Here is a 27,000-nt window from a genome sequence, read left to right on the forward strand (position 1 = left end):
TTTCATGTCGCGAACACATGCATACGCATCCTCGGGCGAACCTGACGATATCGCACGTCTGCGGCGGGACATATCGCTGTCTTCGACCGTCAGGCAATACGGCTACAAGCTCAGCCGAAATGGCCGGGAGTTCGAAACCTGCTGCCCCTTCCATGCCGAAGATACGCCGTCGTTCAAGATTTTCATAGCGCACGATGGAATGGAGCGTTTCCATTGCTTCGGCTGCGGCAGGCAGGGCGATATCATTGATTTCGTGCAGGAGGTGAAGGGCGTCGATCTGCCCGAAGCGATCCGCATCCTCGGCGGCATCGGCAGCCGGCCGAACGCCCGGCCGAGAGAGGTCAAGGCGCAGGATGCCTATGAGGGCATAACGGCCCTGCCGCCGCCGGCGGATCTGTTGCAGGCCGGCCGGCCTGTCAGGCTTTACAATCCCAAGCGCAGGGGCGGGCGCTCCGAATGGGGCTCCTTTGCGCCGTCGATGGTGTTTCCCTATCGCAACGCTGACGGTTCGCTCCTTGGCTACGTGCTGCGCCATGATCTCGCCGATGGGGCTAAGGAAACGCCGATGGTCATGTTCGCCCGCCTGCCCGACGGGACGCAAACATGGTGCCGCCTGCCGTTCGCCAAGCCGCGGCCGCTCTATGGTTTGCAGGATATCGGCGAGAAAGAAGTGATCATTGTCGAGGGCGAGAAGTGCGGCGACAGGCTCAGCATGGCGAGCGAGCGGGCGGTCGTTTCCTGGGCGGGCGGCACGCAGGGCGTCAGGCACACCGACTGGTCGCCGCTCTCGGGCCGCGACGTGCTGATATGGCCGGATTTCGATCGCCCGGGCATGGCCGCAGCGCATGAAATCGCGCTGCAGCTGACGCGCCTCGGGGCTCGCATCCGGCTTGTCGGCCTTGCCGATGTCGGTGCCGCAAGCGAACTCGAATGCTATCGCGTCGACGACTGGCGCGCCGGCCTTTTTCCCGGCCGCGGCTGGGACTGCGCCGATGCGCTCGATGACGGATGGACGCCAGCCGAGATCGACGCCTTCATGCAGGCCACGGTGCGCCCCTTCGCGCCCGCGGGTGCTGACGACGAAAAACCTGTGACGGTCGAGGGTGAGGGCCGCGCATCGCACCGCAAACCAGTCGTCCGTGACCTGCCCCCACCGACCACGGAGGGAGACGAACGGCCGACGCTGCTCTTCCATGAAGCCGACCTTTCGGAAGCGGTAACGACCGCTTGCCGCCTGGCGCTCGATGCCGGCGCGCCGCTCTATGCCCGCGACACGGCCCTGTTTCACGCCGTCCGCATCGCGGGGAAGGAAAAGACGGTGCTGGTCCCCGTCGACGAGCATGCGCTGATCGCAATACTGACAAAATACATACGCTGGCTGAAACCCGATGCGAGAAGGACGCTCGGCTACAACGCCGTGTCCTGCCCGGCGCTGGTCGCGAGATCCGTCATTGCGCGGCACGGGGAATGGCCTTTCCCGCAGATCACGGCGGTCGCATCCCTGCCGACGATGCGCAGCGATGGCACCGTCATCGACACCAGGGGATTCGACCGGCAATCCGGCATACTCTTCGAATCGGACAAGACATGGCCCCAAATCCCCGAATGCCCCGACAGGGCGCAAGCCATGACAGCGCTGGAAAACATCAGGAAGCTTGTCGCGAGCTTCCCCTTCGTGAGCGGCATCGATGAATCGGCAGCCCTCGCCATGATCCTGACGGCGATCGTCCGCCCCAGCCTGAAAACCGCCCCGCTGTTCGGGGTCAATGCGACGGCGCCCGGCACGGGCAAATCCAAGCTGGTGGACGTTGCCGCCATTCTCGCAACCGGCCGGCTCGCGGCGGTCAACTCCTATGCGGGCGACGACAACGAACTGCGCAAGGTGCTCGAGTCCAGGCTCTTGCAGGGCGACAGTTTCATCACTCTCGACAACCTGTCGGTGGCGCTTCGCTCCGATCATCTTTGCCAGGTTCTGTCCCAGGAGGAAGTCAGTATCCGTCCGCTCGGCAAGACGCTTGCGGTGGATTCGGCAACGGCGGTCATGCTCTGCGCCACAGGCAACGGGCTGCGCTTTGCCGGCGACCTGACGCGGCGCGTGGTGCTGATCAACCTCGATGCCGGCGTCGAGCGGCCGGAAGAGCGCGTCTTCGAGAGCGACGTCATCGAAGACACACGCCGGCAGCGGGTGGAAATCGTCACATCGGCCCTGACGCTCCTGCGGGCTTTCGTCGCCAATGAGGCCGACAAGGTCTCGCCGGCGCTCGGCTCCTTCGAGCAATGGTCGAACCTCGTTCGCTCCGCGCTCGTCTGGCTCGGCCTGCCCGATCCGCTCGGCAATGCGGCCAAGATCAGGGACAACGACCCGGAGAAGGAGCGCACATCGGCGATCATCGCGGCCCTGCCGGCCGGCAAACCCTGGGCCGCGGCCGATATTGCCAGGATGGTGGACGAAGGCGCCTTCGATCCGGTCGGCAACCGCCGGCATCAGGGGCTGATCGATGCTCTCGGCGAATTCATCGAGCGCGGCAAGCTGAATACGACGCGCTTCAGCGGGTTCCTGCGCAAGCACTGCGGCAGGATCGTCAACGGGCAGATGATCGTCAGCGCAGGGAAAAACCGTGTGAACGGGGTGCTTTGGAAGGTCGAAAACGCGGGGAAAGTTGAGGCAAAGGAGCTGCCTGCGTGACACGCCAAGCCGCACGGATTTCGTCGAAATGGATGTTCATCGCGGCAGCCAACCAATAATCCCGCCTCGAGGAGGGCTTTCAATGACCTCTGTGCATAGGTTGCATAAGTTGCATAGGCTTTTTCATTGGTCGTGTGGGAAATGTCAGACGGTGACATGACAGGCATTGAATCTGACATTTCCTATAGAGCCGTTGAAACGGCCTATGCATCTTATGCGTCCTATGCACCCAGCGAAGATTATCTACTTCGACAGCCAGCTTTCGAAATAGTGGCGGACAGCCGCACCCGCGCCGAAATGATCGGTCGTATCCAGCCTCGCAACCGCGCCGCGCACGACATCCGCCATAACGGCTGCCGGCACGATGCCGGACTTGACCAAGCTTTGAAACAGTTCCTCCACCAGGATGATCGTCCCGATCGCTTCATCTTCAGCCTTGAAATTCGCCATCGCTGGTTTCCCCTCTGCGTCGTTGGCAATGAAGTGCTTTGTGCTGAAAGTCTGGAGCAGCTTATCGTGTTGCGGTCGCGTTGTGGACCACCGCGACGAAATTCGTCGCTTTGACGAACCTGGTCCGGGCGGCGGTTCAAGTGCTGAAAAAGTTAGGGAACATGAAACGGGATTGCACGTCGAGGGCGGGATGGTCGTGTATGCGGCGCCCCGGAGTAAAAGGCAAACATGCCGGAACGCTGGCGAGGAATTCAATCTGCTAGGAGGCGAATAACATAATAGACGCAGACAGCCATCATTCCGACACCCAGCGCAAGCGCTATTGCAACGGAGGGCACCCTTCCAGCAATAGACACTCGAACAACGTCTCGTTTGAAATCATATCGCGGCTTTGAGATGAGATTGCTGACTAGATAAATTAACGCAGCAATCGCCATCATCGGAAGCACGTAGGCGTTTGTTTTAAGGAAATTGGCTACCGACGCGACGGTCGGGTTCGGCGGAAGCGCCTTATCGGCAAAACTGACTGTAAAATTCACGACAGTGAAGATTGTCGCTAACACCCAGAGAAAAAAGGATTTCCGATTGTCGCTGTTTCGCTTCTGCTCGTTGAGTTTGAAATCGATGTAGTCCTTCGTCGCTTTAATCGATTCCTTTGACGACGCGTCATCGAACTCAGGCAAAACCAGAGTAGGCTGGACGAGGTCTTTACGCCGTTTAATTATATTTTTGTAAGACTGAAGGTAGGCCAGAATCCCGAGCGCCCTAACATGTTCTGTCGGGTTTCCTTTTCTCTTCACCGTGATGATGTGGAAATAGAGACTGTACATAATCTCTAAGCACCAGCTCAGGTCGTCAGGCTTCTCCTGGCGCTGGGTCGTGATAATCGTATCCGCGTCGTTTCCGTGATGTTGATGCTGATGAGTTAAGTCGCGGACAAAGAAATACGTCTGGTCAGCAATGCCGTGTTCGAGGTCGAACCCAATTTCAATGGCGTGCTCCTCGGTGTTTCTCTCCAGACGAGAGTTTCCCCAGGTGAGATGTGAGAGCGTTACGACGCCATCGCGATTCAAGACGACGTTCATGTACATGTCGCATCGGCTAAGCAGCGTTTGGCTGAGGGCGAGATATTGCTGCTTCAAACCCGGATTTAGCGCACCAGGATCAAGCGCGCGCATAGATTTCACGGAGCTCCGAAATATGTCTCGAGCTTTCGTCTCCTTAAAGGTCTGGCAGTGGAATATAAACACCTTGCCAATGAGCTTCGAGTCCGGCGAGGTGCGAGATCGACGAGAACGCGCGCACAAGACGAACTCGAATTTCCCACTATACCCTAGAAGGGGACCCACTACCCGCTCAAACAGGACGTCGCTCAATTGTCGAGACTGGAGGGCAGAGACATAAAGATGAGAATCGTCGGCAGAATTGACGTACTCAGGTTCAGCCGGATATCGGGTCTCTCCGATAAGCTTGAACGACAGTCGCCCGTTTACCGTCGGCACCCACCCCTTGTAAAACATCCCGCTTTAAAGAACCTGATCGACAACATCGTTACGCAATTTGCCATTAGGCTCGATACGATTCTTACGGGTGTTATAGACGATGCCTGCACGAACGCGCCCGTCCGGAGTGCCGTTGTAGCGTACCGTGGCCTGGCCGGAAATTGCTGCTCGCAGGGAAGGATATCGCGCACGCGATTTCTGATATTCGATCTTATCGAGCTTCGCGAGGCTGAAAGCGAAGCGAATCAGGGATAGACCGATGGCGCCCGACGCCACGGCGAGAATTAGGTTTATTACCATGACTTCCCCCGAATCGAATTAGGTTGAGTGTACTACAAGAAACGCTTGACTCAAGATGCAACGGACGGTGCATCGATTCGTTCCGCGATATCTGGCGCAGCCGGCGCCCGCCGTATCATTTGGCCATCGTTGAGTCAATTTACAAGAAGCAGTTGAAGGAAGGGTTACCGGCAACTCAGTTGTTGGTTAAAGCGCCTCGCGCGTGCCATACTTCCGCTGTGCTTCCCTGCGAAGTAGGCGCTCGTACCGCGCAACAAGGCCAGCTAGTCAACTTCTTGAACTTCACAGCAAGCGTGAACATTCTTCATAGGTCTTCAGTAGCTGTCAGTCAGAGCTATACGCCGCGGTCAAAATGGAGATGCAGGCGAGATGAACCAAATAACGCAGCATTTTCAGTGCATTAGCTAGAAACAAAATGGCGGACAGAGAGGGATTCGAACCCTCGGTACGCTTTCACGTACACACGCGTTCCAGGCGTGCGCCTTCAACCACTCGGCCACCTGTCCATTTTGCGTTTCGCACCGGAGAGGAGCAAATCGTCGGAACGGCGCGATATATACCGATGAATTTTTGCCGATCAACCCAAATCTAACAGTTTTTTGACTTCTTCCGATAAAACTGCGCGCATGCCGTCCATTGCGCCGTGCCCGCTCCAAGCCTATCTCTAGGTTTGAGTGGAGAATGGCGCGGCTCGCCGGACATCAGGGCACACCCGTCGTCGGAGGATTTGATGCGTTTCTTGTTGCGTCTTGCCAGTCTGTTTGCGCTGGCAGTTGCTGTCATTGCCGGAACCATCGATTCCATTCAGTCCGTTGCATCCTCGCAGGTGATCATGACCCCGATGGCGGATGCATGGCAGGATGTCAGCCCGTCGACGCTGATCGCGCTCCAGTCGTCCGTCTCTTATTATGTCCATCCGCGTTTTTACGCCTTCATCTTTCAGTGGCTCATGCTGCAGCCGGCCTTTGCCGTGCTTCTGGTATTGGCGCTGCTTCTATGGATGATCGGCTACAAGAAGCCGCCGGTGGCAGGCCGCTTTACCGCATAGCTGAAGGGCTGCGGGGTCTGAAAAAGTGCAATCGGCAGTTCCGGAAACGGCCGGAGGATGATGCCGATGACGCGGCGGCACTGGTTAGAAAATCCGCATTTCAGCGGTCGATTTGCCCAGAATTCAGGACCTGTGGACTGAATTTCGGCAATCATGGCAAATCTTTACCAACCGAAAAATTTCTCGTGAATTTTTCGTTGAGCCATGCAAGGATGCACGCAGCCAGGCCTCCGGGGGGAGGTCGGTGGTTCCGCAGACATGCCTGAAAAAGGCTTGCGGGAGGACCCCAGACAAATAGCAAACAACAGGGCTGCAAACTCATGAAAAAATCCCTTCTCACCCTCCTTGCCGTGGCAGCGATGTCGACGACGGCGCTTGCCGCCGACATCAAGCCGGCTCTCGTTTACGGCACCGGCGGGAAGTTCGATAAGTCTTTCAACGAAGCTGCCTTTAACGGCGCTGAAAAGTTCAAGAAAGAGACCGGTATCGCCTACCGCGATTTCGAGCCGACCGGCGATACCCAGGGCGAGCAGGCCATCCGCAACTTCGCAAGCCGCGGTTTCAACCCGGTTGTTGCCGTTTCCTTCGCCTGGACCTCGGCTGTCGAGAAGGTTGCCGCTGAATTCCCGGATACCAAGTTCATCATCGTCGACTCCGTCGTTGACAAGCCGAACGTCCGTTCCGTCCTTTACAAGGAAGAGGAAGGCTCCTACCTCGTCGGTATTCTCGCCGGCATGGCCTCCAAGACCGGCAAGGTCGGCTTCGTCGGCGGCATGGACATTCCGCTGATCCGCAAGTTCGAATGCGGCTACGAGCAGGGCGCACGCGCCGCCAAGGCCGACATCGAAGTCTTTCAGAACATGACCGGCACGACGGGTGCAGCCTGGAACGATCCGGTCCGCGGCGGCGAACTCACCAAGAACCAGATCGACCAGGGCGCTGACGTCGTTTACGCGGCAGCCGGTGCGACCGGTCTCGGCGTCCTGCAGACGGCAGCCGACAACAAGAAACTGTCGATCGGCGTCGATTCCAACCAGAACCACCTGCATCCGGGTTCCGTTCTGACTTCGATGGTCAAGCGCGTCGACCTCGCCGTCTACAACGCCTTCAACGACACCAAGAGCGACAAGTTCACGGCCGGTGTCCAGTCTCTCGGCATCAAGGAAGACGGCGTTGCCGCCGCCATGGACGACAACAACAAGCCGCTGATCACGCCGGAGATGCAGGCTGCCGTCGACAAGGCCAAGGCCGATATCATTGCTGGTACCATCAAGGTTCACGATTACACCACGGACAATGCCTGCCCGAAGTGAGTCGTAACTGAGATCGGGCGTATGGCGGACAAGGATTTTCGCCATACGCCCTTTTCTTATTTGGAGCCTGCTGTGACAGACCAGCCTGCCATCGAACTTGTCGGCATCGACAAGAAATTCGGCGCCGTTCACGCCAACAAGGACATCAACCTGACCGTCGCCAAGGGCTCGATCCATGGCATTATCGGGGAAAACGGCGCTGGCAAATCGACCCTGATGTCCATCATCTACGGTTTCTACCACGCCGACAGCGGCGAGATCCGCGTCAACGGCCAGCCCGTCACCATCCGGGACAGCCAGGCAGCGATCGCCGCCGGCATCGGCATGGTGCACCAGCATTTCATGCTGGTCGACAATTTCACCGTCCTCGAAAACATCATGCTCGGCGCCGAAGGCGGCGCGCTGCTGGCAAGGGGCGTTGCTTCCGCGCGCGCCGAGCTCAAGCGGCTGGAAACCGAATACGGGTTGGAGGTCAATCCGGATGCGCTGATCGAGCAGCTTCCGGTCGGCCTGCAGCAGCGCGTGGAAATCCTCAAAGCCATGTATCGCGGCGCCGAGATACTGATCCTCGATGAGCCGACCGGCGTGTTGACCCCGGCCGAGGCCGATCACCTGTTCCGCATCCTCGGCGTGCTGCGCGACGAGGGCAAGACCGTTGTCCTGATCACCCATAAGCTGCGCGAAATCATGGCGATCACCGATACCGTCTCCGTCATGCGCCGCGGCGAGATGGTCGCCACCCGCAAGACCAGCGAGACCACGGTCGAGGAACTTGCCGAACTCATGGTCGGCCGCCGCGTTCTGCTGCGCGTCCAGAAGGGCGAGGCAAAGCCTGCCGAGGTCTTGCTGTCCGTCCGCAACCTGACGGTCAAGGACAACAGAGGCGTGACGATGGTCGACAACGTCTCCTTCGATGTCCGCGCCGGCGAGATCGTCGGCATTGCCGGTGTCGCCGGCAACGGCCAGTCGGAACTGCTGGAGGCGATTGCCGGTATCCGCAAGCCGGCATCGGGCGAAATCCTGCTTGATGGCCAGCCGATCGACAAGGCCGATCCGGCACGTCTTCGCGAACTCGGCCTCGCCCATATTCCCGAAGACCGCCATCACATGGGCCTGGTCCTGAAATTCGAGGAATATGAAAATGCCGTACTCGGCTATCACCACCGTCCCGAATACAGCCGTGGCCCGCTGCTCGATCTCGACGCCATCCGCAAGGATGCCATGGAGAAGATCGAGAAATACGACATCCGCCCGCCGAACCCGCGCCTGAAGACGGCGAATTTCTCCGGCGGCAACCAGCAGAAGATCGTCGTCGCCCGCGAGATCGAGCGCGACCCGAAGATGCTGATCATCGGCCAGCCGACCCGCGGCGTCGATATCGGCGCCATCGAATTCATCCATCGCCGGATCATCGAGATGCGCGATGCGGGCAAGGCCATCCTGCTCGTATCCGTCGAACTCGACGAAATCCGCGCCCTTTCAGACCGTATCCTTGTCATGTTTGCCGGCCATGTCGTCGGCGAGAAGACGCCCGATGCCGGTGAACAGACCCTCGGCCTGATGATGGCCGGCATTGCCGCGTGAGGCCTCGATGAGCACTGCTTCCGTATCCCTACCGAGATGGATCAATTACGGTCTGATCCCTCTTTTAAACCTGGTCGTCGCCTTCCTGATCTCGGGCTTTGTCATCTGGCTGATCGGCGAAAGCCCGCTGGCCGCGCTTTCGCTGCTCATCGAAGGTGCCTTCGGCAGCGGTGAAGGCATCGGCTTCACGCTCTATTACGCGACGAGCTTCATCTTCACCGGCCTTTCGGTCGCCGTAGCCATCCATGCCGGCCTCTTCAACATCGGCTCGGAAGGTCAGGCCTATATTGGCGGGCTTGGCTGTGCGCTGGTGGCGCTGGCACTCGACAATTATGTGCCCTGGTATGTGACCATGCCGGTTGCCATTATCGGCGCCGGTCTCTTCGGGGCCGCCTGGGCCTTCATTCCCGCCTTCCTGCAGGCCAAGCGCGGCAGCCACATCGTCATCACGACGATCATGTTCAACTATATCGCCGCCGCTCTCATGGTCTATCTGCTGGTGCATGTGCTGATCGTGCCGGGCAAGATGGCGCCGGAAACCCGCACCTTCCTCGAAGGCGGACAGCTTCCGAAGCTCGGCTGGGTCATGAGCATGTTCGGCGCCAAGCTCGGTGCAGCGCCCTTCAACGTCTCCTTCATCATCGCGCTGTTCGCCGCCTGGTTTGTCTGGGTGCTGGTCTGGCGCAGCAAGCTCGGCTTCGATATGCGCACGCTGGGCATCAGCCCGACCGCCGCCGCCTATGCCGGCACGCCTCATGCGCGCACCATCATCATCGCCATGCTGCTCTCTGGCGCACTCGCCGGCATGATGGCGCTGAACCCGGTCATGGGCTCGTCGGCTCGTCTGCAGGTGGAGTTCGTCGGCGGCGCGGGCTTCGTCGGCATCGCCGTATCGCTGATGGGACGAAACCATCCGCTCGGCATCATCTTCGCCGCGATCCTTTTCGGCGTCCTCTATCAGGGCGGCGACTGGATCTCCTTCGAAATGCCCAACATCACCCGCGAGATGATCCTCGTCATTCAGGGTCTGGTGATCCTGTTTGCCGGCGCGCTGGAATATATGTTCCGCCCGGCAATGGTGCTCATCTACCAGCAGTTCAAGCGAGCCTGAGGAACAGACGATGGAATATTATGAAATTTTCATCAACGTTCTGAGTTCGACGATCCGGCTCTCCATTCCGCTGATCTTCACCGCGCTTGCCGGTCTTTTCTCCGAACGCGCCGGCATCTTCGACATCGGTCTCGAAGGGAAGATGCTGGGCTCGGCCTTTGCTGCTGCCTGCATCGCCTATCTCACCGGCTCGGCCTGGGCCGGCCTTGGCGCCGGCATCGTGTGCTCGGTGGCGCTCAGCCTCGTGCATGGCTTTGCCTCGATCACCAATCGCGGCAACCAGATCATCTCGGGTGTCGCCATCAACTTCTTCATCGCCGGTATCACCATCGTGCTCGGCCAGGCCTGGTTCGGGCAGGGCGGCCGCACGCCGCAGCTGGCGGCCGACGCGCGTTTCGCACCGATCATTCTGCCGGGCGCCGATGTTGTCAGGGACGTGCCGATCATCGGCCCGCTCTATGCCGGCGTAATCTCCGGCAACAATATCCTCACCTACCTTGCCTTCCTCGCCGTGCCCTTCTCCTGGTGGGTCCTCTACCGCACGCGTTTCGGCCTGCGCCTTCGCGCCGTCGGCGAAAATCCGGGTGCGGTGGATACGGCAGGCATTTCGGTCTCCTGGCTGCGCTACCGCGCCGTCATGTGCGCCGGCATCCTCTGCGGCTTTTCGGGCACCTATCTGGCGATCGCCCAATCGGCTGCCTTCATCAAGGACATGTCGGCCGGCAAGGGCTATATCGCGCTCGCCGCCCTCGTCTTCGCCAAGTGGCGGCCGGTGCCCGTCATGTTCGCCTGCCTGCTCTTCGGTTTCCTAGATGCGCTGGCGAACTTCATGCAGGGCAAGCAGGTGCCGCTGATCGGCGAAGTACCGGTTCAGGTTTTCCAGGCTCTGCCCTATATTCTGACCTGCGTTCTGCTCGCCGGCTTCATCGGCGTTGCAATCCCGCCGAAGGCCGGCGGCGTGCCCTATGTGAAGGAGCGTTGATATGTCTCACGACCTGTTCGAAGCCGCCCGCGGCGCCATGGCCTTCGCGCATGCGCCCTATTCCAAGTTCCCGGTGGGTGCTGCGATCCGCGCCGAGGATGGCAAGGTCTATACCGGCGCCAATATCGAGAACCTCTCCTTCCCTCAAGGGTGGTGTGCCGAACCGACGGCAATCGGCGCCATGATCATGGGCGGTGCGAAGAAAATCGTCGAAATGGCCGTCATCGCCGAAAAGCTGCCGCTCTGCCCGCCCTGCGGCGGCTGCCGGCAGAAGATCTCGGAATTCGCCTCGAAGGACACCAAGATCTATCTCTGCGACGACGTCGGCGTAAAGAAGACCATGACCATGGAAGAGCTTCTCCCCTTCAGCTTCGAGACCGAACTCGGATGAACGCGACCGTCGATCTGCTCGCGGCTTTGCTCGGTGGGCTCAAGCCGCGTTACGGCATCGTGCTCGGCTCAGGCCTCGGTTCATTGGTCGATCAGGTCACAGATGCTGTCTGCATCCCCTACAAGGACCTGCCGGGCTTTCCGGTCAGTGCGGTCTCCGGCCATGCCGGAAACGTCGTTGCCGGCCATCTCGGTTCGGTGCCGGTCATCATGCTCTCAGGCCGCGTACACTATTATGAAAAGGGTGATGCCAACGCCATGCGCCTGCCGATCGAGGTCCTGCAGGCCCTCGGCGTCGAGGCCCTGATCCTTACCAATTCGGCGGGTTCGCTGAAAGAGGACATACCGCCCGGCTCGGTCATGCAGATCGCCGACCACATCAACTATTCCGGCATAAACCCGCTGATCGGCGAAGAAAGCGATCATCGTTTCGTCGGCATGACCAATGCCTATGATGCCGAGCTTTCGGCGGCTATGCACAAGGCAGCCAAGACGCTCGGCATTCCGCTCGCAAGCGGTGTCTACATGTGGTTCTCAGGCCCGAGTTTCGAGACGCCGGCCGAAATCCGCATGGCCCGTATCCTCGGCGCCGATGCGGTCGGCATGTCGACTGTGCCCGAGGTCATCATTGCAAGAATGCTGGGCCTGAGGGTTGCGGCTGCCTCGGTAATCACCAACTATGGGGCTGGCATGACCGGAAACGAGCTCAGCCACGAGGAGACCAAGGATATGGCGCCGGTTGGCGGTGCCCGTCTCGCCGCCATACTCAAAGAGATGATTGCCGGTAATTGATTGCCGGCGGAGGAAGCGAAATGAATAGCCATTCCAGCCGGGAAACGGCCGCCGTCGCCCTTTCCCTTCTCGATTTCACCAATCTGAATGACGACTGCACGCAGGAGCAGATCGACACGCTTTGCGCCCGCGCGCAGACGCCTTATGGCAACAGCGCCGCGATCTGCATCTGGCCGCGTTTCGTCGCCCATGCCCGCACCGTGCTCGGCAAAGGCCATCCGGTCCACATCGCGACCGTCGTCAATTTTCCCTCCGGCGATCTGGAAATCGCCGATGTCGCCGCCGAAACGCGTGAGGCGATCGCCGACGGCGCCGATGAGATCGATCTCGTCATTCCCTATCGCAAGCTGATTTCGGGCAACGAAAAGGCCGTCACCGATATGGTTTCGGCCGTGCGCGCCGAGTGTGTCGCGCCTGTCCTCTTGAAAGTCATCATCGAGACCGGTGAGCTGAAGGACGCGGCCCTCATCCGCCGCGCCTCTGAGCTGGCGATCGAAGCGGGCGCCGATTTTATCAAGACCTCCACAGGCAAGGTTTCCGTCAACGCCACGCTGGAAGCCGCCGACATCATGATCCGTGCTATCAGAGAAAGCGGCCGGAAGGTGGGTTTCAAGCCCGCCGGCGGTATCTCGACTGTCGCGGATGCGGCCCTTTATCTGAGCTTGGCCGAAACCATCATGACGCCGGACTGGCCGATGCCCTCCACCTTCCGTTTCGGTGCCTCCGGCCTGCTCGACCATATCCTGGCCGTCCTCAGCGGCACGGAACCGAAGCCGGCGGCTGTCTTGAGCTATTGAGATGATCCCCCAGGAAATCATCCGCCAGAAACGCAACGGCGCCGAATTGCCATCAGGCGATATCGACGCCTTCATTGCGGCACTTGCCGCCGGCGACCTCTCGGAAGGCCAGATCGGCGCCTTCGCCATGGCGGTCTGGTTCAAGGGCATGTCGCGCACGGAAACGGTCGCTCTGACGCTCGCCATGGCGCGTTCCGGCAATATGCTCTCCTGGAACGGTATCGACCGCCCCGTCGCCGACAAGCATTCGACCGGTGGTGTGGGGGATAATGTTTCGCTGATGCTTGCCCCAATCGCTGCTGCCTGCGGTCTGGCTGTGCCGATGATATCAGGCCGCGGCCTTGGTCATACCGGCGGCACACTGGACAAGCTCGAATCCATTCCAGGCTATACGATCAATCCGGATGCCGCTCTCTTCCGAAACGTGGTGAAGGAGGTCGGCTGCGCCATCATCGGCCCGACGGGTACCTTGGCGCCAGCCGATGGCCGGCTCTATGCGGTGCGCGACGTGACGGCAACCGTCGATTCCATCCCGCTGATAACGGCCTCAATCCTGTCCAAGAAACTTGCTGCCGGCCTTCAGACGCTGGTGCTCGATGTCAAGACCGGCAACGGTGCCTTCATGGCCGATCCGGAGCAGGCGATCGTGCTGGCGCATTCCCTGGTCGAGGTCGCAAATGGCGCGGGTGTGAAGACATCTGCGCTGATAACGGATATGAACCAGCCGCTTGCCGATAGCGCCGGCAATGCTGTCGAAGTGCGCAATTGTCTCGATTTCCTGGCTGGCCGAAAGGCCAGTACCCGCCTTGAAACCATAGTGCTTGCCTTTGCCGCCGAAATGCTCGTGCAGTCGGGCGTTGCCGGCTCGCTTATGGAGGCGGAGAGCAAGGCGCAGGACGCGCTTTCTTCCGGCAAAGCTGCGGAGATCTTCGCACGCATGGTGCATATGCTCGGCGGCCCGGCCGATCTTCTGGAGCGGCCGGATGCCTATCTGCGCAGGGCGCCGATCGAGCGGCCTGTTGCGGCATCGCGCACCGGCTGGCTCGCGGCCTGCGACGCCCGCGATGTGGGCATGAGCGTGATCGACCTTGGCGGCGGGCGGCGCCATCCGGCCGACAGGATCGACCACAGCGTTGGCTTCACCGGTCTGCTGCCGCTGGGAACGCGTGTGAATGAGGGCGATCCGATAGCCCTCGTTCACGCAGCAGATGAGGCATCGGCGGAAAGAGCCGCCGTCGCACTTGCCGCAAACTATCGCATTGCCGACGAGAAGCCGGAGCTTCCCCCAGTTATCGCCGGCCGTATCTGATGGAATTTACTGCTTGAGGCTGAGCGAACCGTCGGCGACGGAGTAGGAGGCAAGCTTCCGCAGGAAGCTCATTCCGACCAGCGTGCCGCTCAGGGCTTCGTCTTTCAGCACGAAGGCTTCGACGCTGCGAACGCGGATGCCGCCGATTTCCACGCGATCAAGCGTCACATGCGCGGCCTTGGTCTGGCCGTTCGCGGTATTAACCGCGTAGCGGAAGTCGAGCTGGTTGCCGCTGTAGCCGAGCCTGCGCGCAAGGCTTTCGTTCAGTGCGACATAAGTGGCGCCGGTATCGATCAGCCCCTGCACCGGCTTGCCGTTGATCCTGAAATTGCCGGTATAGTGACCCCGCGCGTCGGCCTGCAGGCTGATCATGCCGCCGTCGGAAATCGTGGCCGACGTGTCAGGCGCGTTATCTTCGGTCGAGACGAAATTTGCGGAGATCGTATTGCCGGGCTGCGTCGTGCGGGTGAGCAGAGAAGGCACTTGTGTCGCCAGCGCAGCCGCGATGCTGGCAAATATGACGGTGCGCATGAGCATGAAACAGAAATCCTTCCTGTACAAAACCCGCCTCATGCGGACCTCATGCTTCAAGCAGCTAAGCCACAACTGCTGAAAAGTTGCTAACCGCGACATAAAAAGGCCCGGAATGAAGCGCCGGGCCTTGGAAGTCTTTCGAATTGGTAAAGGAAGTCGAAATCATTTGGTGCCGTACATACGGTCGCCGGCATCGCCGAGACCGGGCACGATATAACCCTTCTCGTTCAGGTGACTGTCGATCGCCGCCGTGAAGACTGGAACGTCCGGATGGGCGCTGCGGAAGTTCTTGATGCCCTCAGGTGCCGCCAGCAGGCAGAGGAAACGGATATTGTGGGCGCCGCGCTCCTTCAGCTTGTCGATCGCGGCAATCGAGGAATTGCCGGTCGCAAGCATCGGATCGACGACGATGATCAGGCGCTCCGCCACATCCTCAGGCGCCTTGAAATAATATTCGACCGGCTGCAGCGTTTCGTGATCGCGGTAGACGCCGATATGGGAAACGCGGGCGGAAGGCACGAGATCGAGCATGCCTTCCAGGAGGCCGTTGCCGGCGCGCAGAATGGAGGCGAAGACCAGCTTCTTGCCTTCGAGGATCGGCGCCTGCATCTCCTGGATCGGCGTTTCGATCGTTTCCATCGTCAGTTCCAGATCGCGCGTGACCTCATAACAAAGCAGTGTCGAGATTTCGCGCAGCAGCCGGCGGAAGCTGCCTGTCGAGGTCTCCTTGCGCCGCATGATGGTGAGTTTGTGCTGCACGAGCGGATGATCGATGACTGTGACGCCGTCCATAGGGAAACCTTCCAATTCCTTGTTCTTATCGGCTGTTTCTTCCATGGAAACCGCCTTCACTTCAAGAGCGGAGGCAAATTTGCCTGGAGCTTTGACAATCTCACGCCCTTAAAGGCGGGCGAGCAATGCCTTGCGGGTCTCTTCATCGACGAAGGCGGCTTCGATGGCCGTGCGCGTCATCGCATTGATCTCAGCATCGCCAAAGCCGAAAGCCTCCGAGGCAAGCTCGTATTCCCGCTTGAGCGAGGTATGGAAGAATGGCGGATCGTCGGAGCTGATCGTCACCTTCACACCGGCGTCCTTCAGCCTGCGCAACGGGTGCGAGCTGAAATCCTCAAAAACCCTGAGCGCGATATTCGAACCGGGACAGACCTCAAGCACAGTGCCCGCGTCGGCAAGCCGTTTCACGAGGTCGGCATCCTCGATTGCGCGCACACCGTGGCCGATGCGCGCGGGGCGCACCTCGTCCAGTGCATCCGAAACGCTGAAGGCGCCGCAGACTTCGCCGGCATGGATCGTCAGGCCAAGCCCTGCATCGCGGGCGATGTCGAAAGCGCGCGCATAATCGGCAACGCGGCCCATCCGCTCTTCTCCGGCAAGGTTGAAGCCGGTGATCAGCGGATTCTTGGCCTTCGCCGCATATTCCGCAGCGCCGATCACGCTTTCCGGGCCGAAATGCCGTTCCCCGGTCACGATCAGTCGCGCTTCGATTCCGCTCCTTGCCTTCGCCCGGCGGATGCCTTCGCATATGCCTGATATATAGGCGTCGGCGCCGAGGCCGATGCGCTTGCCATGGTCGGGCGAAACAGTGAGCTCGCTGTAGATCGTGCCGATGCCGGCCAGCTCTTCAAGATAGGTTTCCGTCAGCAGCGCATAGTCCTCCTCGGTCTTGTAGACCTCGGAAACCTTGTCGTAGCATTCCAGAAAGCTCGCGAAATCATGCCAGACATAGGTGCCGTCCTGCAGATAGGCGCTGATGTCGATGCCGTATTTACGGGCCTGCGCTTCCGTCAGTGCCGGGGGAGCCGCACCTTCCAGATGACAGTGCAGCTCGACCTTCTTCAAATGCGACGTCACAGAAAACTCCTTCCATGCGGTCCGGAGGGAATACCGAGATGCCGCGCAACGCTCTCGCCGATATCGGCAAAGCTCCGGCGCACGCCGACAGAGCGCGATCTGATACCGGGACCGTAGGCGATAACAGGCACGCGCTCGCGTGTATGATCGGTGCCGCGCCAGGTCGGGTCGCAGCCGTGATCGGCGGTGAGAACCACGAGATCACCTTCCCGCAGCTTCTGATGAACCTCGCCCAGGCGCGCGTCGAAGGCTTCGAGGGCAGCCGCATAACCCGCAACGTCGCGGCGGTGGCCATAGAGCATGTCGAAATCGACGAAATTGGTGAAAACGAGATCGCCGTCCTCCGCCTCGTCGATTGCAGCAAGGGAAGCATCCATCAGGGCATCGTTACCATTTGCCTTGATGACTCGCGAAACGCCCTGGTGGGCGAAGATATCGCCGATCTTGCCGACGGCATGCACATTGCGGCCATGCTGGACGAGCCGGTCAAGCAGCGTCGGTTCCGGCGGCGGCACCGAGAAGTCGCGGCGGTTGCCCGTTCTCTGGAAGGTCGCCACACTTTGACCGATGAAGGGGCGCGCGATGACGCGGCCGATATTGTAGGGATCGAGCAGGCCGCGGGCGATCTGGCAGAAGTTGAGCAGGCGGTCGAGGCCGAAATAGACCTCGTGGGCAGCCACCTGGAACACGGAATCCGCTGATGTGTAGCAGATCGGCTTGCCGCTGCGCATATGCTCTTCGCCGTAGCGGGCAATGATCTCGGTTCCCGAGGCGTGGCAATTACCGAGAATGCCGGGCACATCGGCTGCGCGGCAGAGCGCTTCGATCAGTTCCTGCGGAAAGGCATCGCCCTTATCAGGAAAATAGCCCCAGTCGAAGGTAACAGGCGTTCCGGCGATTTCCCAATGTCCAGACGGTGTGTCTTTGCCGCGTGAGGTTTCGTTGGCGGCGCCATAGACACCGTGGATCTCGTCCGGCAGCGGCATGCCGGCGGGAAATTGCCCGGAGGCCGCTCGCGCAATATGCAGCAGGCCGAGCGCCGACATGTTCGGGAGCGAAAGCGGGCCGGACCGCAGGCCGGCACGGTCGGCCGCACCGGCCGCACAGAATTCGGCGATATGGCCGAGCGTATCGGCGCCCTCATCGCCATAGGTTGCCGCATCCGGTGCTCCGCCGACACCGAAGGAATCCAGAACGAAGAGAAAGGCACGCGCCATTTTTCACCCGTATTATCTGCTGTCGTCAGCCTTTAGCTGGAACGATCTGACTACAGCGCCGCGCGTCTTTTCGGACGCGCAAAGAACGCTGTAGAACTTTAAATTGCTGCATGATTTTTGTTCTTAAATCGATTCCGATTTAAGGAATTATGCAGTAGCGCCCAGCCATATAATGACGGGACCCGCTTGGCAAATTTGGGGTGTGGAAGCTTCAGATCCCAGGGATCGCGACGTGCTTTAGCAGTCGCCGCAGGGGATATCTTTGTTCTGTCGCTGGCGATAGAAATAGCTGCGGCTGATCGTGATGGTGCGCATCTCCGTCGGCATGAAATTGGGCGCAAAGACGAATAGCGCATAGGGTATGCTGAGTTCGCTTCGGATGAGGAAGCTGTCGGCCTTTTTCATTTCCGTCGGAACGTCGGAAACTGTGCTGTTCTTGGCATAAGGCGCTGCCCCCGTTGATGCCCAGGACCACATGACCGTAGGATTGGAGCTGCCGTCGATCTGGATTGCGGTGACCTTCACCAACATATCCGAGCTGTCGTAGGGCGAGTAGATTGGCGACGCGGCTTTGGCGATATCTGTGAGCGAGCTCTTTGTGACGCTCTGCTGCTGGGTGATGATATCGGCGATCGACCCGGCGGCACGTGCCGTGCGCTTGCTGACGCTGAGCCCGATCGTGATCTCGAATGCACCGAGATAAAGCATGACCAGAACCGGGAAGATGATGGCAAACTCGATGGCGCCGACACCCTGCCGGTCGCGTGCAAAGCGCCGCGTCGTCGAAGCCAGCCGTATGAGAAGTCCGTGACGCGCCATTATGGATACTGCTCGTTCTGGAAGGCAGCCGTTGAGACGATCAAATATTCGCTCGGCATGGAACTGCCGGCCGGACGAAGCCCTGTAATATAGGGGCGCACGAGATCGACAATGATGGACCAGCGATAATAGGCGCGCAGCATGTTGATCGAACCGGGGCCGCCGGGCGTGAATTTGAAGGCTGAAATTTTCAGATCGGAATATTTATCCGCAGACATTCTCGGGATCGCCGTTGGCATGGCAGCGAAAGTGGGGAAGCTCTGCACATCCAGATAGAGCTTGCCGGGCGTCGCCGCCTCCGTATCCGAACATCGGATGATGATCGAAATTTCGTCGCAGAAGGCCTGCCGGAACTGGGTCTGCGTCTTGTAGCTCGCACGCGCGGGATCGACGAAGGTGATCTGCCCCGTCCGCATCTGGCGGCTCATTGTATCGACGGCGTTCGAGACGAGTTCTTCCGCTGCAAAGGCGATGAAGGTTTCCAGGATGGCGAATATGACGACGAAATAGGGAATGGCCAGCAGCGCGAATTCGATCGCCGCGGAGCCGTCGCGCGAGCGGGCCAGGGCGCGAAGTCTGGATAAACGGAGGGACGCACGCACCTTGCCCGTCTCCTGCTCACTGATCGCCATGGTCTGGCCCCGAAAATGTTCTTCGGGCGCCACACTAAGGCGTGTTCGTTGATTTTCCGTTTCAGGCCGGAGCAGCTATTTTAACGAATGCGCGTGAGCTTCGTTGATGTCGCCTAGTTTGCGGAAGCGGCTTCACCCTGCTGTGAATGCTGCTCGCAATTGGGCGTGCAGGACAGAACCGAGCGCTCCGTCTGGCGAAAGACGCGCACCGTATTGCCTTCATCGATGGAGACGAGAATGCGTTCGTCCAGAATGGCGTTGCCATCGCCATCGAGCAGCACGATGTTGGTCGTACCGAAGGCGCGGCCCGTCAATACGATCGTCCTGGCATCGGCGACCGTCGCATCGGCAACCTTGGCATTGCCGACGATGACCTTGCTGACCGCCCGGTCGAGCTTCAGGACGCGCGCGTGATCCATATAGACGCGCAGCATGTCTTCCTGGGCGCAGGCCGCGGATGCCGTAAGAGCCGCAATCACCCAGGCAAAGAAAACGGTCTTGCCGTTCGATGGCATTTTGGCCCTCTTTCACGATCGCAATGCAAATTGCAGATAGAATGGAAAAAAATGGTGAACGAAGCTTTAAGCTTTCCACGCCATGTTCATGCGTGAAACGCATCGGACCATTTCGGTACGCGCCGACGAGGCGTGAAATCGACGGGCGGCGGAAATTCGTGCCATTTCTGGATGCCGCACGGCTATTGTTCCACATTGCTTCTGGAAATTCATGAGAAATCTAAGCAATGAGGTAAGGAATTACTTACCCTGAGCGGGCCGGTTGTCTCGTTTACACCTTGTTAGGGCATTTCATTAAGTCGATGGAAACGGCCATTCGCTAGGTTGCAGCCATCCGATCAACGGCAACAGTTGGCGGACGTGCTGAACATCAACTGGAGTTAGAGGTAACCATGACCAAGCTTTTTAGCCGTTTTCTGAAGGATGAATCCGGCGCGACCGCAATCGAATACGGCCTGATCGCCGCTCTGATTTCCGTAGCGCTGATCGCCGGCGCCACGACACTGGGTAACAGCATCGGTGACACGTTCAACAATCTTACCGATCAGATGGATAAGGCAAAGACCGCTGCCGAGGTTAAGGAATAATCCAAGGTATTCAAAACGTCTCGGCGGAGATGATCCGGCCGCTCAATGATCGGGCTCGCAGCTTTACAGCCGTGAGCCTTTTTCGCATTGTGTTCCGATCGGGCATATAAACATGATCGCAGCTGCAGTCTTCGTGATACTGCCACTCTGCCTCGCTATCGCGGCATTCTCGGATCTATTCACCATGACGATCCCGAACCGCGTTTCCTTCATCCTCGTCGCGTCTTTCCTCGTCCTAACTCCGTTCTCGGGCCTTGGGTGGGATATCATTGGCATGCATTTTGCGGGTGCAGCCATCGTCTTCTGCACCTGCTTTGCACTGTTTGCGGTCAATGTCATGGGCGGCGGAGATGCCAAGCTGTTGAGTGCGACCGCTCTCTGGTTCGGCTTTAATCAGTCTCTTCTTTTTCTGGTGGCCGATGTCGGGTTGATCGGCGGTCTTCTGACGCTGCTTATCCTGCTTATAAGATCGCAATCGAACACCATTCTCGCCATCGGCCTACCGTTGCCGAGTTCGCTCCTGCTCGCCAAGAAAATACCCTACGGTATCGCCATCGCGATCGGTGGCTTCCTAGCCTTCCCGTCCTCGCCGCTCTTCGTTGCCGCGCTGGAAGGCTTGAAATGACGGCATTTTAATCGGCTGTTAACTTAAAATGTAAGTGTTCCATTAACCATAATTATACCAATTCCTGAGCATTCTGCGGGGCGAACGTGTCGTGCCCCGAGGAATGATCAATGAAACCGGCCCGCCTTATTATTCTAGCTGTCGCCGTGGTGGCAGCCGGCCTTGCCGGTCTTCTTGCGATGAACATGGCCGGTAGTGCCGGTGTCGTCACGAAGGTCCAATCCGTCATCGAGAAAGAGCCGACCGTCAACGTGTTGGTCTCCAGCGCCAATCTCCCCGTCGGCGCGCGGCTGGATGAGAAGGCTGTCCATTGGATGGCCTGGCCGCAGAATGGCGTTGTCCAGGGCTTCATCACCGAGACCGATCGGCCGGATGCCATCAAGGATCTGCAAGGCGCCGTCGTGCGCCTGCCCGTCTTCGAAGGAGAGCCGATCCGTCCGGAAAAGGTCGCCGATTCCAACAGCCGCATCCTGTCTTCGCTGCTGCCTGCCGGCAAGCGCGCCATTGCGACCGAAATCTCCGTTGCGACCGGCGCCGGCGGCTTCATCCTCCCCAATGACCGCGTCGACGTCATCATGGTGCGCAAGGGGCAGAGCACGGACAAATACATAACCGAAACTGTACTGAGCAATGTCCGCGTCCTCGCCATCGACCAGCAGATCGAGGAAAAGGAAGACGGCACCAAGGCCGCGGTCGGCACGACAGCAACCCTGGAGCTCACCCCAGACCAGACCAAGGTTCTGGCCGTCGCCCAGCAGATGGCCGATCGCCTTTCGCTTGCCCTGCGCTCCGTCGCCGACGCGCAGGAGCAGGACACCGGCGCGGCAGATTATCTGCTGAGCGGCGATAACGGCAGCGCACTCATCCAGGTCATCAAGTCCGGCTCCATCGTCACGGATGCCACCGGCTCAGTGAAGCCGGAGTAAGGGAAATGCAGATGGGCAACTCAACACAGCGCACCAGGCTTTTCCTGACCGGCTGCCTTTCCCTGGCAATGGCTGCCGGCGGCATCACGCCGCTCTCCTTCGTCGCATCCTCGGGCGTCGAACAGGCCAATGCCGCGTCGGAAAGCCTCATCCGCATATCGCAGGGCGGCCCCGGCGCGCATCGCCGCGTGAAGCTCGGTCTCAACAAGGCCGTCGTCGTCGATCTGCCTGATGACGCGCACGATATTCTCGTTTCCGATCCGAGCATGGCCGATGCAGTGACCCGCACCTCGCGGCGCATCTATTTGTTCGGCAAGACGGTCGGGCAGACCAATATTTTCGTGTTCGGCGCCAGCGGCGAAGAGGTCGTCAGCCTCGATGTCGAGGTGGAGCGCGACGTCTCCGGTCTCGAGGCCAATCTGCGCCGCTTCATCCCGGACTCTGCCATCAAAGTCGAAATCGTCTCCGACAATATCGTACTGACCGGTACCGTTCGCACACCGCAGGATGCGACCCAGGCAGCGTCGCTCGCCATGGCCTTCCTGAAAGGCGGCGAGGCCACGACGCGCACGAGAACCGCTTCAGGGACCGGCGGTGACAGCGCAGTTGCGCTCTTTGTGGAAGGCCGTCAGCAGTCCCAGGTCGTCAACCTCCTGCAGATCCAGGGCGAGGACCAGGTCACGCTCAAGGTCACGATCGCCGAGGTTCGCCGTGAAGTCCTGAAACAGCTTGGTTTCGACAATCTCGTCACCAACTCCTCGGGCATGACGGTCGCCCAACTCGGCAGCCCATCGGCCGATAGCGCCACATCCGTCATCGGTGGCGGCCTGGCCGCGCTCTTCAAGAACTCGATCGGCAAATACGATATTTCGACTTACCTGAATGCGCTGGAACAGGGCAAGGTCGTCCGCACGCTGGCCGAGCCGACGCTGACGGCGATTTCCGGCCAGGCTGCGACCTTCAATTCCGGCGGCCAGGTTCTTTACTCGACGACGGACAATAACGGAAACGTCACCGTCGTTCCCTATGATTACGGTATCAATCTGGCCTTCAAGCCGGTGGTCCTTTCTTCCGGCCGCATCAGCTTGCAGATCACGACCAATGTTTCCGAGCCCGCGCCGTCGGTATCGGGTGCTGCGCCGACCTATCAGCGCCGTTCGGCCCAGACCTCGGTCGAGCTTCCGTCGGGTGGCTCGATCGCTCTTGCTGGCCTTATCCGCGACAACATCTCCCAGACGATGAACGGCACCCCCGGCGTCTCGAAGCTCCCGCTTCTCGGCACGCTCTTCCGTCAGAAAGGGGTCGAACGCCAGGAAACGGAACTCGTCATCATCGCGACGCCCTACCTGGTGCGTCCGGTAGCGCGCAATCAGCTCAATCGGCCGGATGACAATTTCAGCCCGACGAATGATGCGTCCGCCTTCTTCATGAACCGCGTCAACAAGGTTTACGGCAGCTCTCAGGCGCCGATTGCCGATGCGCAGTTCCACGGCTCCATCGGATTTATCTACAAATGAGCGGGGCACGGTCTGAACCGATGAAAACCAACAGAGATCAGGCAATGGCCCCTTGGAACGCGAAACATTCCCGCACCGCAAAGCCTCGGCTCGTGGCTGCATCGCTCGCCGTTGCAATCCTTTCCGGCTGCGCCGGCCCGCGTGATCAGCTGACGACCGGCGGTATTCCCGATGACTACCGGGAGCGCCATCCCATCGTCGTGACGGAAGCCGAACAGACGGTCGATATTCCCGTTGCCTCCAGTGATCGCCGTCTGACGATCGCCCAGCGCGAGCTGATCCGCGGCTTTGCGCAGAATTACGTGTCGCGCGCCTCCGGCCCCGTCTACATCCTGTCTCCCGAGGGGTCAGCGAATGCAGGGGCAGCCCGCGCATTGCGCAGCCAGGTTCGTGCCGAACTTGCTTCGCGCGGCATTGCCAGCAGCAAGATCATCAATACGTCCTATGCGGCAACCGGCCTTCTCGATGCCGCGCCGATACGCCTGAGCTTCACCGGCATGACGGCGGTAACGACCCAGTGTGGCCAATGGCCGAAGGACATCTCGGCCGATTTCACGAACCAGAATTATTACAATTTCGGCTGTGCCTCGCAGAACAACCTCGCCGCCCAGGTCGCCAATCCGGAGGATTTCGTCGCTCCCCGCGGCATGACCCCGATCGACGCAGAGCAGCGTAACGAGGTGATCAAGGAATACCGCGGGACAGAACGATGAGCACCGTCGACTACGAGATCAAGAATAGCAGCGAGCTTCGCCATGCCGAAGAGGCGATGCGCATGGGCGAACTGGAAAACATGCGGCCGCTGCCGCGCATCTCCGTTCACGCCTTCTGCGAAAGCGAAGGATTGCAGCGGGTGATGGAGCGCTGTGCCAATGACCGGCGCATGTCGAAAGTCAGTCTGCGCATCACCAGCGGCGGCACGGCTGCCGCTGCAAACATGTTCTCCGGCGCACCGACACCGAACCTGATCATCCTTGAAACCAGGACGAACCCGGCCAACCTGCTTGCCGAGCTCGCGCCGCTCGCCGCCGTCTGCGATCCCTCGACCAAGGTCATCATCGTCGGTTACTACAACGACATCGGTCTCTACCGCGATCTGATCCGCAACGGCATTTCCGAATATATGGTCCAGCCCATCGCCATGCCCGACATCATGGGCGCGATGGCGGCGATTTTCGTCGATCCGGAAGCCGAGCCGCTTGGCCGCAGCATTGCCTTCATCGGCGCCAAGGGCGGGGTCGGCGCATCGACTGTCGCCCATAATTGCGCCTTCGGTATCTCGAACCTGTTCTCGACCGAGACGATCCTGGCCGATCTCGACCTGCCCTATGGCACGGCGAATATCGATTTCGATCAGGATCCGGCTCAGGGCATTGCCGAGGCCGTCTTTGCGCCGGAGCGGCTTGACGAGGTTTTCCTCGACCGCCTGCTGACCAAGTGCTCGGAGCATCTTTCGCTGCTGGCCGCCCCCTCGCTTCTCGACCGCGCCTATGATTTCGAGGGCCAGGCCTTCCAGCCTGTCATGGATGTGCTGCAGCGCAGCGCGCCTGTCACGGTGCTCGACGTTCCGCATGCCTGGTCGGACTGGACCCGTTCGGTACTCTCAAGCGCCGACGAAGTGGTTATCTGCGCGGTCCCCGATCTCGCCAACCTGCGCAACACCAAGAACATGCTCGATGCTCTCCGCAAGATGCGCCCGAACGACAAGCTACCGCATCTCATTCTCAATCAGGTCGGCATGCCGAAGCGGCCGGAAATCTCGGTTTCCGATTTCTGTGAGCCGCTGGAGGTCGAACCGATTGCCATCATTCCCTTCGATATCGGCCTCTTCGGAAACGCCGCCAACAGCGGCCGGATGATTTCCGAGGTCGATCCGAAGTCGCCGACTTCAGAGACCTTTTCGCAGATCTCGCACATCGTCACCGGTCGCGTGGCGATCAAGAAATCCAGGAAGGGCGGCCTTCTCGGCCTTCTGAAGCGCAAGTGAACGAGTAGAATTGGATCGGATCAATGTTCGGAAAACGCGGAAATGAAGGTTTCGGAAAGGCCGGTGCCGGCGGTGTCGCCGCTCCTCCGCCGCCGATGCCCGCTGCCGCCCCGGCAGCGCCATCCGGTCCCGCGGTGTTCGTCGAGCCGTCGCGCGAGCCTGCCCGCCAGCAGGTCGCGCCGCCGCCGATGCAGACGCCGCAGCGCAAGCGCCCGGCTCGCACCGACGAATATTACGATACAAAAGCGCAGGTTTTTTCCGCGCTGATCGATACGATCGACCTCTCGCAGCTTTCCAAGCTGGACGGCGAAAGCGCGCGCGAGGAAATCCGCGATATCGTCAACGATATCATCACCATCAAGAATTTCGCGATGTCGATCTCCGAGCAGGAGGAACTGCTCGAGGATATCTGCAACGACGTCCTGGGCTATGGTCCGCTCGAGCCGCTGCTGGCGCGTGACGACATTGCCGATATCATGGTCAACGGCGCGGGCCAGACCTTCATCGAAGTCGGCGGCAAGACGATCGAATCCGAAATCCGCTTCCGCGACAATTCGCAGCTCCTGTCGATCTGCCAGCGCATCGTCAGCCAGGTCGGCCGCCGTGTCGATGAATCGAGCCCGATCTGCGACGCGCGCCTGCCTGACGGCTCGCGTGTCAACGTCATCGCCCCGCCGCTTTCCATCGATGGCCCGGCGCTCACCATCCGCAAATTCAAGAAGGACAAGCTGACGCTCGATCAGCTGGTGCGCTTCGGTGCCATCACGCCGGAAGGCGCAACCGTGCTGCAGATCATCGGTCGCGTCCGCTGTAATGTCATCATCTCCGGCGGTACGGGCTCCGGCAAGACGACACTTCTCAACTGCCTGACGAACTATATCGACCGCGACGAGCGCGTCATCACCTGCGAAGATACGGCCGAACTCCAGCTCCAGCAGCCACATGTCGTGCGTCTCGAAACTCGACCGCCGAACATCGAAGGTGAGGGCGAGATCACCATGCGCGACCTCGTCAAGAACTGCCTGCGCATGCGTCCCGAACGCATCATCGTCGGCGAAGTGCGCGGACCCGAAGTATTCGACCTCCTGCAGGCCATGAACACCGGTCACGACGGTTCCATGGGCACCATCCACGCCAACAACCCACGCGAATGCCTGAGCCGTATGGAATCGATGATCGCCATGGGCGGCTTCACCTTGCCGGCAAAGACCGTGCGCGAGATCATTTCCTCCTCGATCGACGTGATCATCCAGGCGCAGCGCCTGCGCGACGGTTCGCGCCGCATCACCCAGATCACCGAGGTGGTCGGCATGGAAGGCGACGTCATCATCACGCAGGATCTGATGCGCTACGAGATCGAAGGCGAGGACGCGAGCGGCCGTCTGATCGGCCGCCATATGTCTGCCGGTATCGGCAAGCCGCACTTCTGGGATCGCGCCCGCTATTACAACGAAGAAAAACGCCTCGCCGCCGCGCTCGACGAGATGGAATCGAAATCGAAGGATTGA

Annotated in this window: 27 protein-coding genes and 1 tRNA gene; 17 read left to right on the forward strand and 11 right to left on the reverse strand. The window is 59.9% G+C overall.

Annotated features, from left to right (window positions below; all coding sequences use genetic code 11):
• Positions 1-4 precede the first annotated feature (4 nt).
• Positions 5-2,686 carry a CHC2 zinc finger domain-containing protein gene (locus tag FHT82_RS06545; protein WP_183727586.1) on the forward strand — a complete coding sequence of 894 codons (2,682 nt, stop codon included), beginning with the start codon at positions 5-7 and terminating at the stop codon, positions 2,684-2,686.
• Positions 2,687-2,929: 243 nt separating this feature from the next.
• Here FHT82_RS06545 and FHT82_RS06550 read toward each other — a convergent pair whose 3' ends face one another.
• The 4 genes from FHT82_RS06550 to FHT82_RS06565 form a co-directional block, all read right to left on the reverse strand.
• Positions 2,930-3,136: a hypothetical protein gene (locus tag FHT82_RS06550; protein WP_113320548.1), complete on the reverse strand. Its 207-nt coding sequence runs from the start codon at positions 3,134-3,136 to the stop codon at positions 2,930-2,932.
• Positions 3,137-3,387: 251 nt separating this feature from the next.
• Positions 3,388-4,314 (reverse strand): hypothetical protein, encoded by a 927-nt coding sequence (locus tag FHT82_RS06555; RefSeq protein WP_183727588.1) that lies wholly within the window; start codon positions 4,312-4,314, stop codon positions 3,388-3,390.
• A gap of 348 nt (positions 4,315-4,662) precedes the next feature.
• On the reverse strand, positions 4,663-4,938 hold the full coding sequence (locus tag FHT82_RS06560) for a hypothetical protein (protein ID WP_183727590.1): 276 nt from the start codon (positions 4,936-4,938) through the stop codon (positions 4,663-4,665).
• A 416-nt stretch (positions 4,939-5,354) separates the two neighbouring features.
• Positions 5,355-5,444, reverse strand: a tRNA-Ser gene (locus tag FHT82_RS06565).
• A 224-nt stretch (positions 5,445-5,668) separates the two neighbouring features.
• On the opposite strand from FHT82_RS06565, the gene FHT82_RS06570 reads away from it, so the two are divergent.
• From FHT82_RS06570 to deoA, 9 genes are all read left to right on the forward strand, one after another.
• Positions 5,669-5,986 carry a hypothetical protein gene (locus FHT82_RS06570; RefSeq protein ID WP_183727591.1) on the forward strand — a complete coding sequence of 106 codons (318 nt, stop codon included), beginning with the start codon at positions 5,669-5,671 and terminating at the stop codon, positions 5,984-5,986.
• A gap of 320 nt (positions 5,987-6,306) precedes the next feature.
• Positions 6,307-7,299: a BMP family ABC transporter substrate-binding protein gene (locus FHT82_RS06575; protein ID WP_183727594.1), complete on the forward strand. Its 993-nt coding sequence runs from the start codon at positions 6,307-6,309 to the stop codon at positions 7,297-7,299.
• A 72-nt stretch (positions 7,300-7,371) separates the two neighbouring features.
• A complete protein-coding gene (locus FHT82_RS06580; protein ID WP_183727595.1) occupies positions 7,372-8,883 on the forward strand; it encodes an ABC transporter ATP-binding protein in 1,512 nt (503 codons plus the stop codon).
• A 7-nt stretch (positions 8,884-8,890) separates the two neighbouring features.
• On the forward strand, positions 8,891-9,994 hold the full coding sequence (locus FHT82_RS06585) for an ABC transporter permease (protein ID WP_183727597.1): 1,104 nt from the start codon (positions 8,891-8,893) through the stop codon (positions 9,992-9,994).
• A 10-nt stretch (positions 9,995-10,004) separates the two neighbouring features.
• A complete protein-coding gene (locus FHT82_RS06590) occupies positions 10,005-10,976 on the forward strand; it encodes an ABC transporter permease (RefSeq protein WP_183727599.1) in 972 nt (323 codons plus the stop codon).
• Between the two features lies 1 nt (position 10,977).
• The gene (locus FHT82_RS06595; RefSeq protein WP_183727601.1) at positions 10,978-11,367 is read left to right on the forward strand and encodes a cytidine deaminase; all 390 of its coding nucleotides are present in this window, start codon (positions 10,978-10,980) and stop codon (positions 11,365-11,367) included.
• Positions 11,364-12,158 carry a purine-nucleoside phosphorylase gene (locus FHT82_RS06600; RefSeq protein ID WP_183727603.1) on the forward strand — a complete coding sequence of 265 codons (795 nt, stop codon included), beginning with the start codon at positions 11,364-11,366 and terminating at the stop codon, positions 12,156-12,158. Before FHT82_RS06595 ends, FHT82_RS06600 begins: the two co-directional genes overlap by 4 nt.
• Positions 12,159-12,178: 20 nt before the next feature.
• Entirely contained in the window at positions 12,179-12,955 is a 777-nt protein-coding gene (deoC, locus tag FHT82_RS06605; protein WP_183727605.1) for a deoxyribose-phosphate aldolase, read from the forward strand.
• A gap of 1 nt (position 12,956) precedes the next feature.
• Positions 12,957-14,264: a thymidine phosphorylase gene (gene deoA / locus FHT82_RS06610; protein ID WP_183727607.1), complete on the forward strand. Its 1,308-nt coding sequence runs from the start codon at positions 12,957-12,959 to the stop codon at positions 14,262-14,264.
• Between the two features lie 6 nt (positions 14,265-14,270).
• Here deoA and FHT82_RS06615 read toward each other — a convergent pair whose 3' ends face one another.
• The 7 genes from FHT82_RS06615 to FHT82_RS06645 form a co-directional block, all read right to left on the reverse strand.
• Complete coding sequence (locus tag FHT82_RS06615; protein ID WP_183727609.1) at positions 14,271-14,837, reverse strand: TIGR02281 family clan AA aspartic protease; 567 nt, start codon at positions 14,835-14,837, stop codon at positions 14,271-14,273.
• 123 nt (positions 14,838-14,960) lie between these two features.
• On the reverse strand, positions 14,961-15,590 hold the full coding sequence (upp, locus tag FHT82_RS06620; protein WP_183729158.1) for a uracil phosphoribosyltransferase: 630 nt from the start codon (positions 15,588-15,590) through the stop codon (positions 14,961-14,963).
• Positions 15,591-15,698: 108 nt separating this feature from the next.
• Complete coding sequence (locus FHT82_RS06625; RefSeq protein WP_183727611.1) at positions 15,699-16,667, reverse strand: adenosine deaminase; 969 nt, start codon at positions 16,665-16,667, stop codon at positions 15,699-15,701.
• The gene (locus tag FHT82_RS06630; RefSeq protein ID WP_183727613.1) at positions 16,664-17,884 is read right to left on the reverse strand and encodes a phosphopentomutase; all 1,221 of its coding nucleotides are present in this window, start codon (positions 17,882-17,884) and stop codon (positions 16,664-16,666) included. The genes FHT82_RS06625 and FHT82_RS06630 overlap by 4 nt, the downstream gene beginning before the upstream one ends.
• Positions 17,885-18,121: 237 nt before the next feature.
• The gene (locus tag FHT82_RS06635; RefSeq protein ID WP_183727615.1) at positions 18,122-18,703 is read right to left on the reverse strand and encodes a TadE/TadG family type IV pilus assembly protein; all 582 of its coding nucleotides are present in this window, start codon (positions 18,701-18,703) and stop codon (positions 18,122-18,124) included.
• Positions 18,703-19,335: a TadE/TadG family type IV pilus assembly protein gene (locus FHT82_RS06640; RefSeq protein ID WP_183727617.1), complete on the reverse strand. Its 633-nt coding sequence runs from the start codon at positions 19,333-19,335 to the stop codon at positions 18,703-18,705. Before FHT82_RS06640 ends, FHT82_RS06635 begins: the two co-directional genes overlap by 1 nt.
• 113 nt (positions 19,336-19,448) lie before the next feature.
• Complete coding sequence (locus FHT82_RS06645) at positions 19,449-19,850, reverse strand: pilus assembly protein N-terminal domain-containing protein (RefSeq protein ID WP_183727619.1); 402 nt, start codon at positions 19,848-19,850, stop codon at positions 19,449-19,451.
• A gap of 392 nt (positions 19,851-20,242) precedes the next feature.
• Here FHT82_RS06645 and FHT82_RS06650 point away from each other — a divergent pair, with 392 nt between their 5' ends.
• The 7 genes from FHT82_RS06650 to FHT82_RS06680 all read left to right on the forward strand — a co-directional run bounded on the left by FHT82_RS06650 (position 20,243) and on the right by FHT82_RS06680 (position 27,000).
• Complete coding sequence (locus FHT82_RS06650) at positions 20,243-20,437, forward strand: Flp family type IVb pilin (RefSeq protein ID WP_183727621.1); 195 nt, start codon at positions 20,243-20,245, stop codon at positions 20,435-20,437.
• 112 nt (positions 20,438-20,549) lie between these two features.
• Complete coding sequence (locus FHT82_RS06655) at positions 20,550-21,062, forward strand: prepilin peptidase (protein ID WP_183727623.1); 513 nt, start codon at positions 20,550-20,552, stop codon at positions 21,060-21,062.
• 110 nt (positions 21,063-21,172) lie between these two features.
• Complete coding sequence (gene cpaB, locus FHT82_RS06660; protein ID WP_183727625.1) at positions 21,173-21,988, forward strand: Flp pilus assembly protein CpaB; 816 nt, start codon at positions 21,173-21,175, stop codon at positions 21,986-21,988.
• Between the two features lie 11 nt (positions 21,989-21,999).
• Positions 22,000-23,505: a type II and III secretion system protein family protein gene (locus tag FHT82_RS06665; protein ID WP_183727627.1), complete on the forward strand. Its 1,506-nt coding sequence runs from the start codon at positions 22,000-22,002 to the stop codon at positions 23,503-23,505.
• Positions 23,502-24,218 carry a CpaD family pilus assembly lipoprotein gene (locus FHT82_RS06670; RefSeq protein WP_183727629.1) on the forward strand — a complete coding sequence of 239 codons (717 nt, stop codon included), beginning with the start codon at positions 23,502-23,504 and terminating at the stop codon, positions 24,216-24,218. The genes FHT82_RS06665 and FHT82_RS06670 overlap by 4 nt, the downstream gene beginning before the upstream one ends.
• Positions 24,215-25,492: a CpaE family protein gene (locus FHT82_RS06675; RefSeq protein WP_183727630.1), complete on the forward strand. Its 1,278-nt coding sequence runs from the start codon at positions 24,215-24,217 to the stop codon at positions 25,490-25,492. Before FHT82_RS06670 ends, FHT82_RS06675 begins: the two co-directional genes overlap by 4 nt.
• 23 nt (positions 25,493-25,515) lie before the next feature.
• Positions 25,516-27,000 carry a CpaF family protein gene (locus tag FHT82_RS06680; protein ID WP_183727632.1) on the forward strand — a complete coding sequence of 495 codons (1,485 nt, stop codon included), beginning with the start codon at positions 25,516-25,518 and terminating at the stop codon, positions 26,998-27,000.

Source organism: Rhizobium sp. BK275 (assembly GCF_014193555.1).
Classification (GTDB): Bacteria; Pseudomonadota; Alphaproteobacteria; order Rhizobiales; family Rhizobiaceae; genus Rhizobium.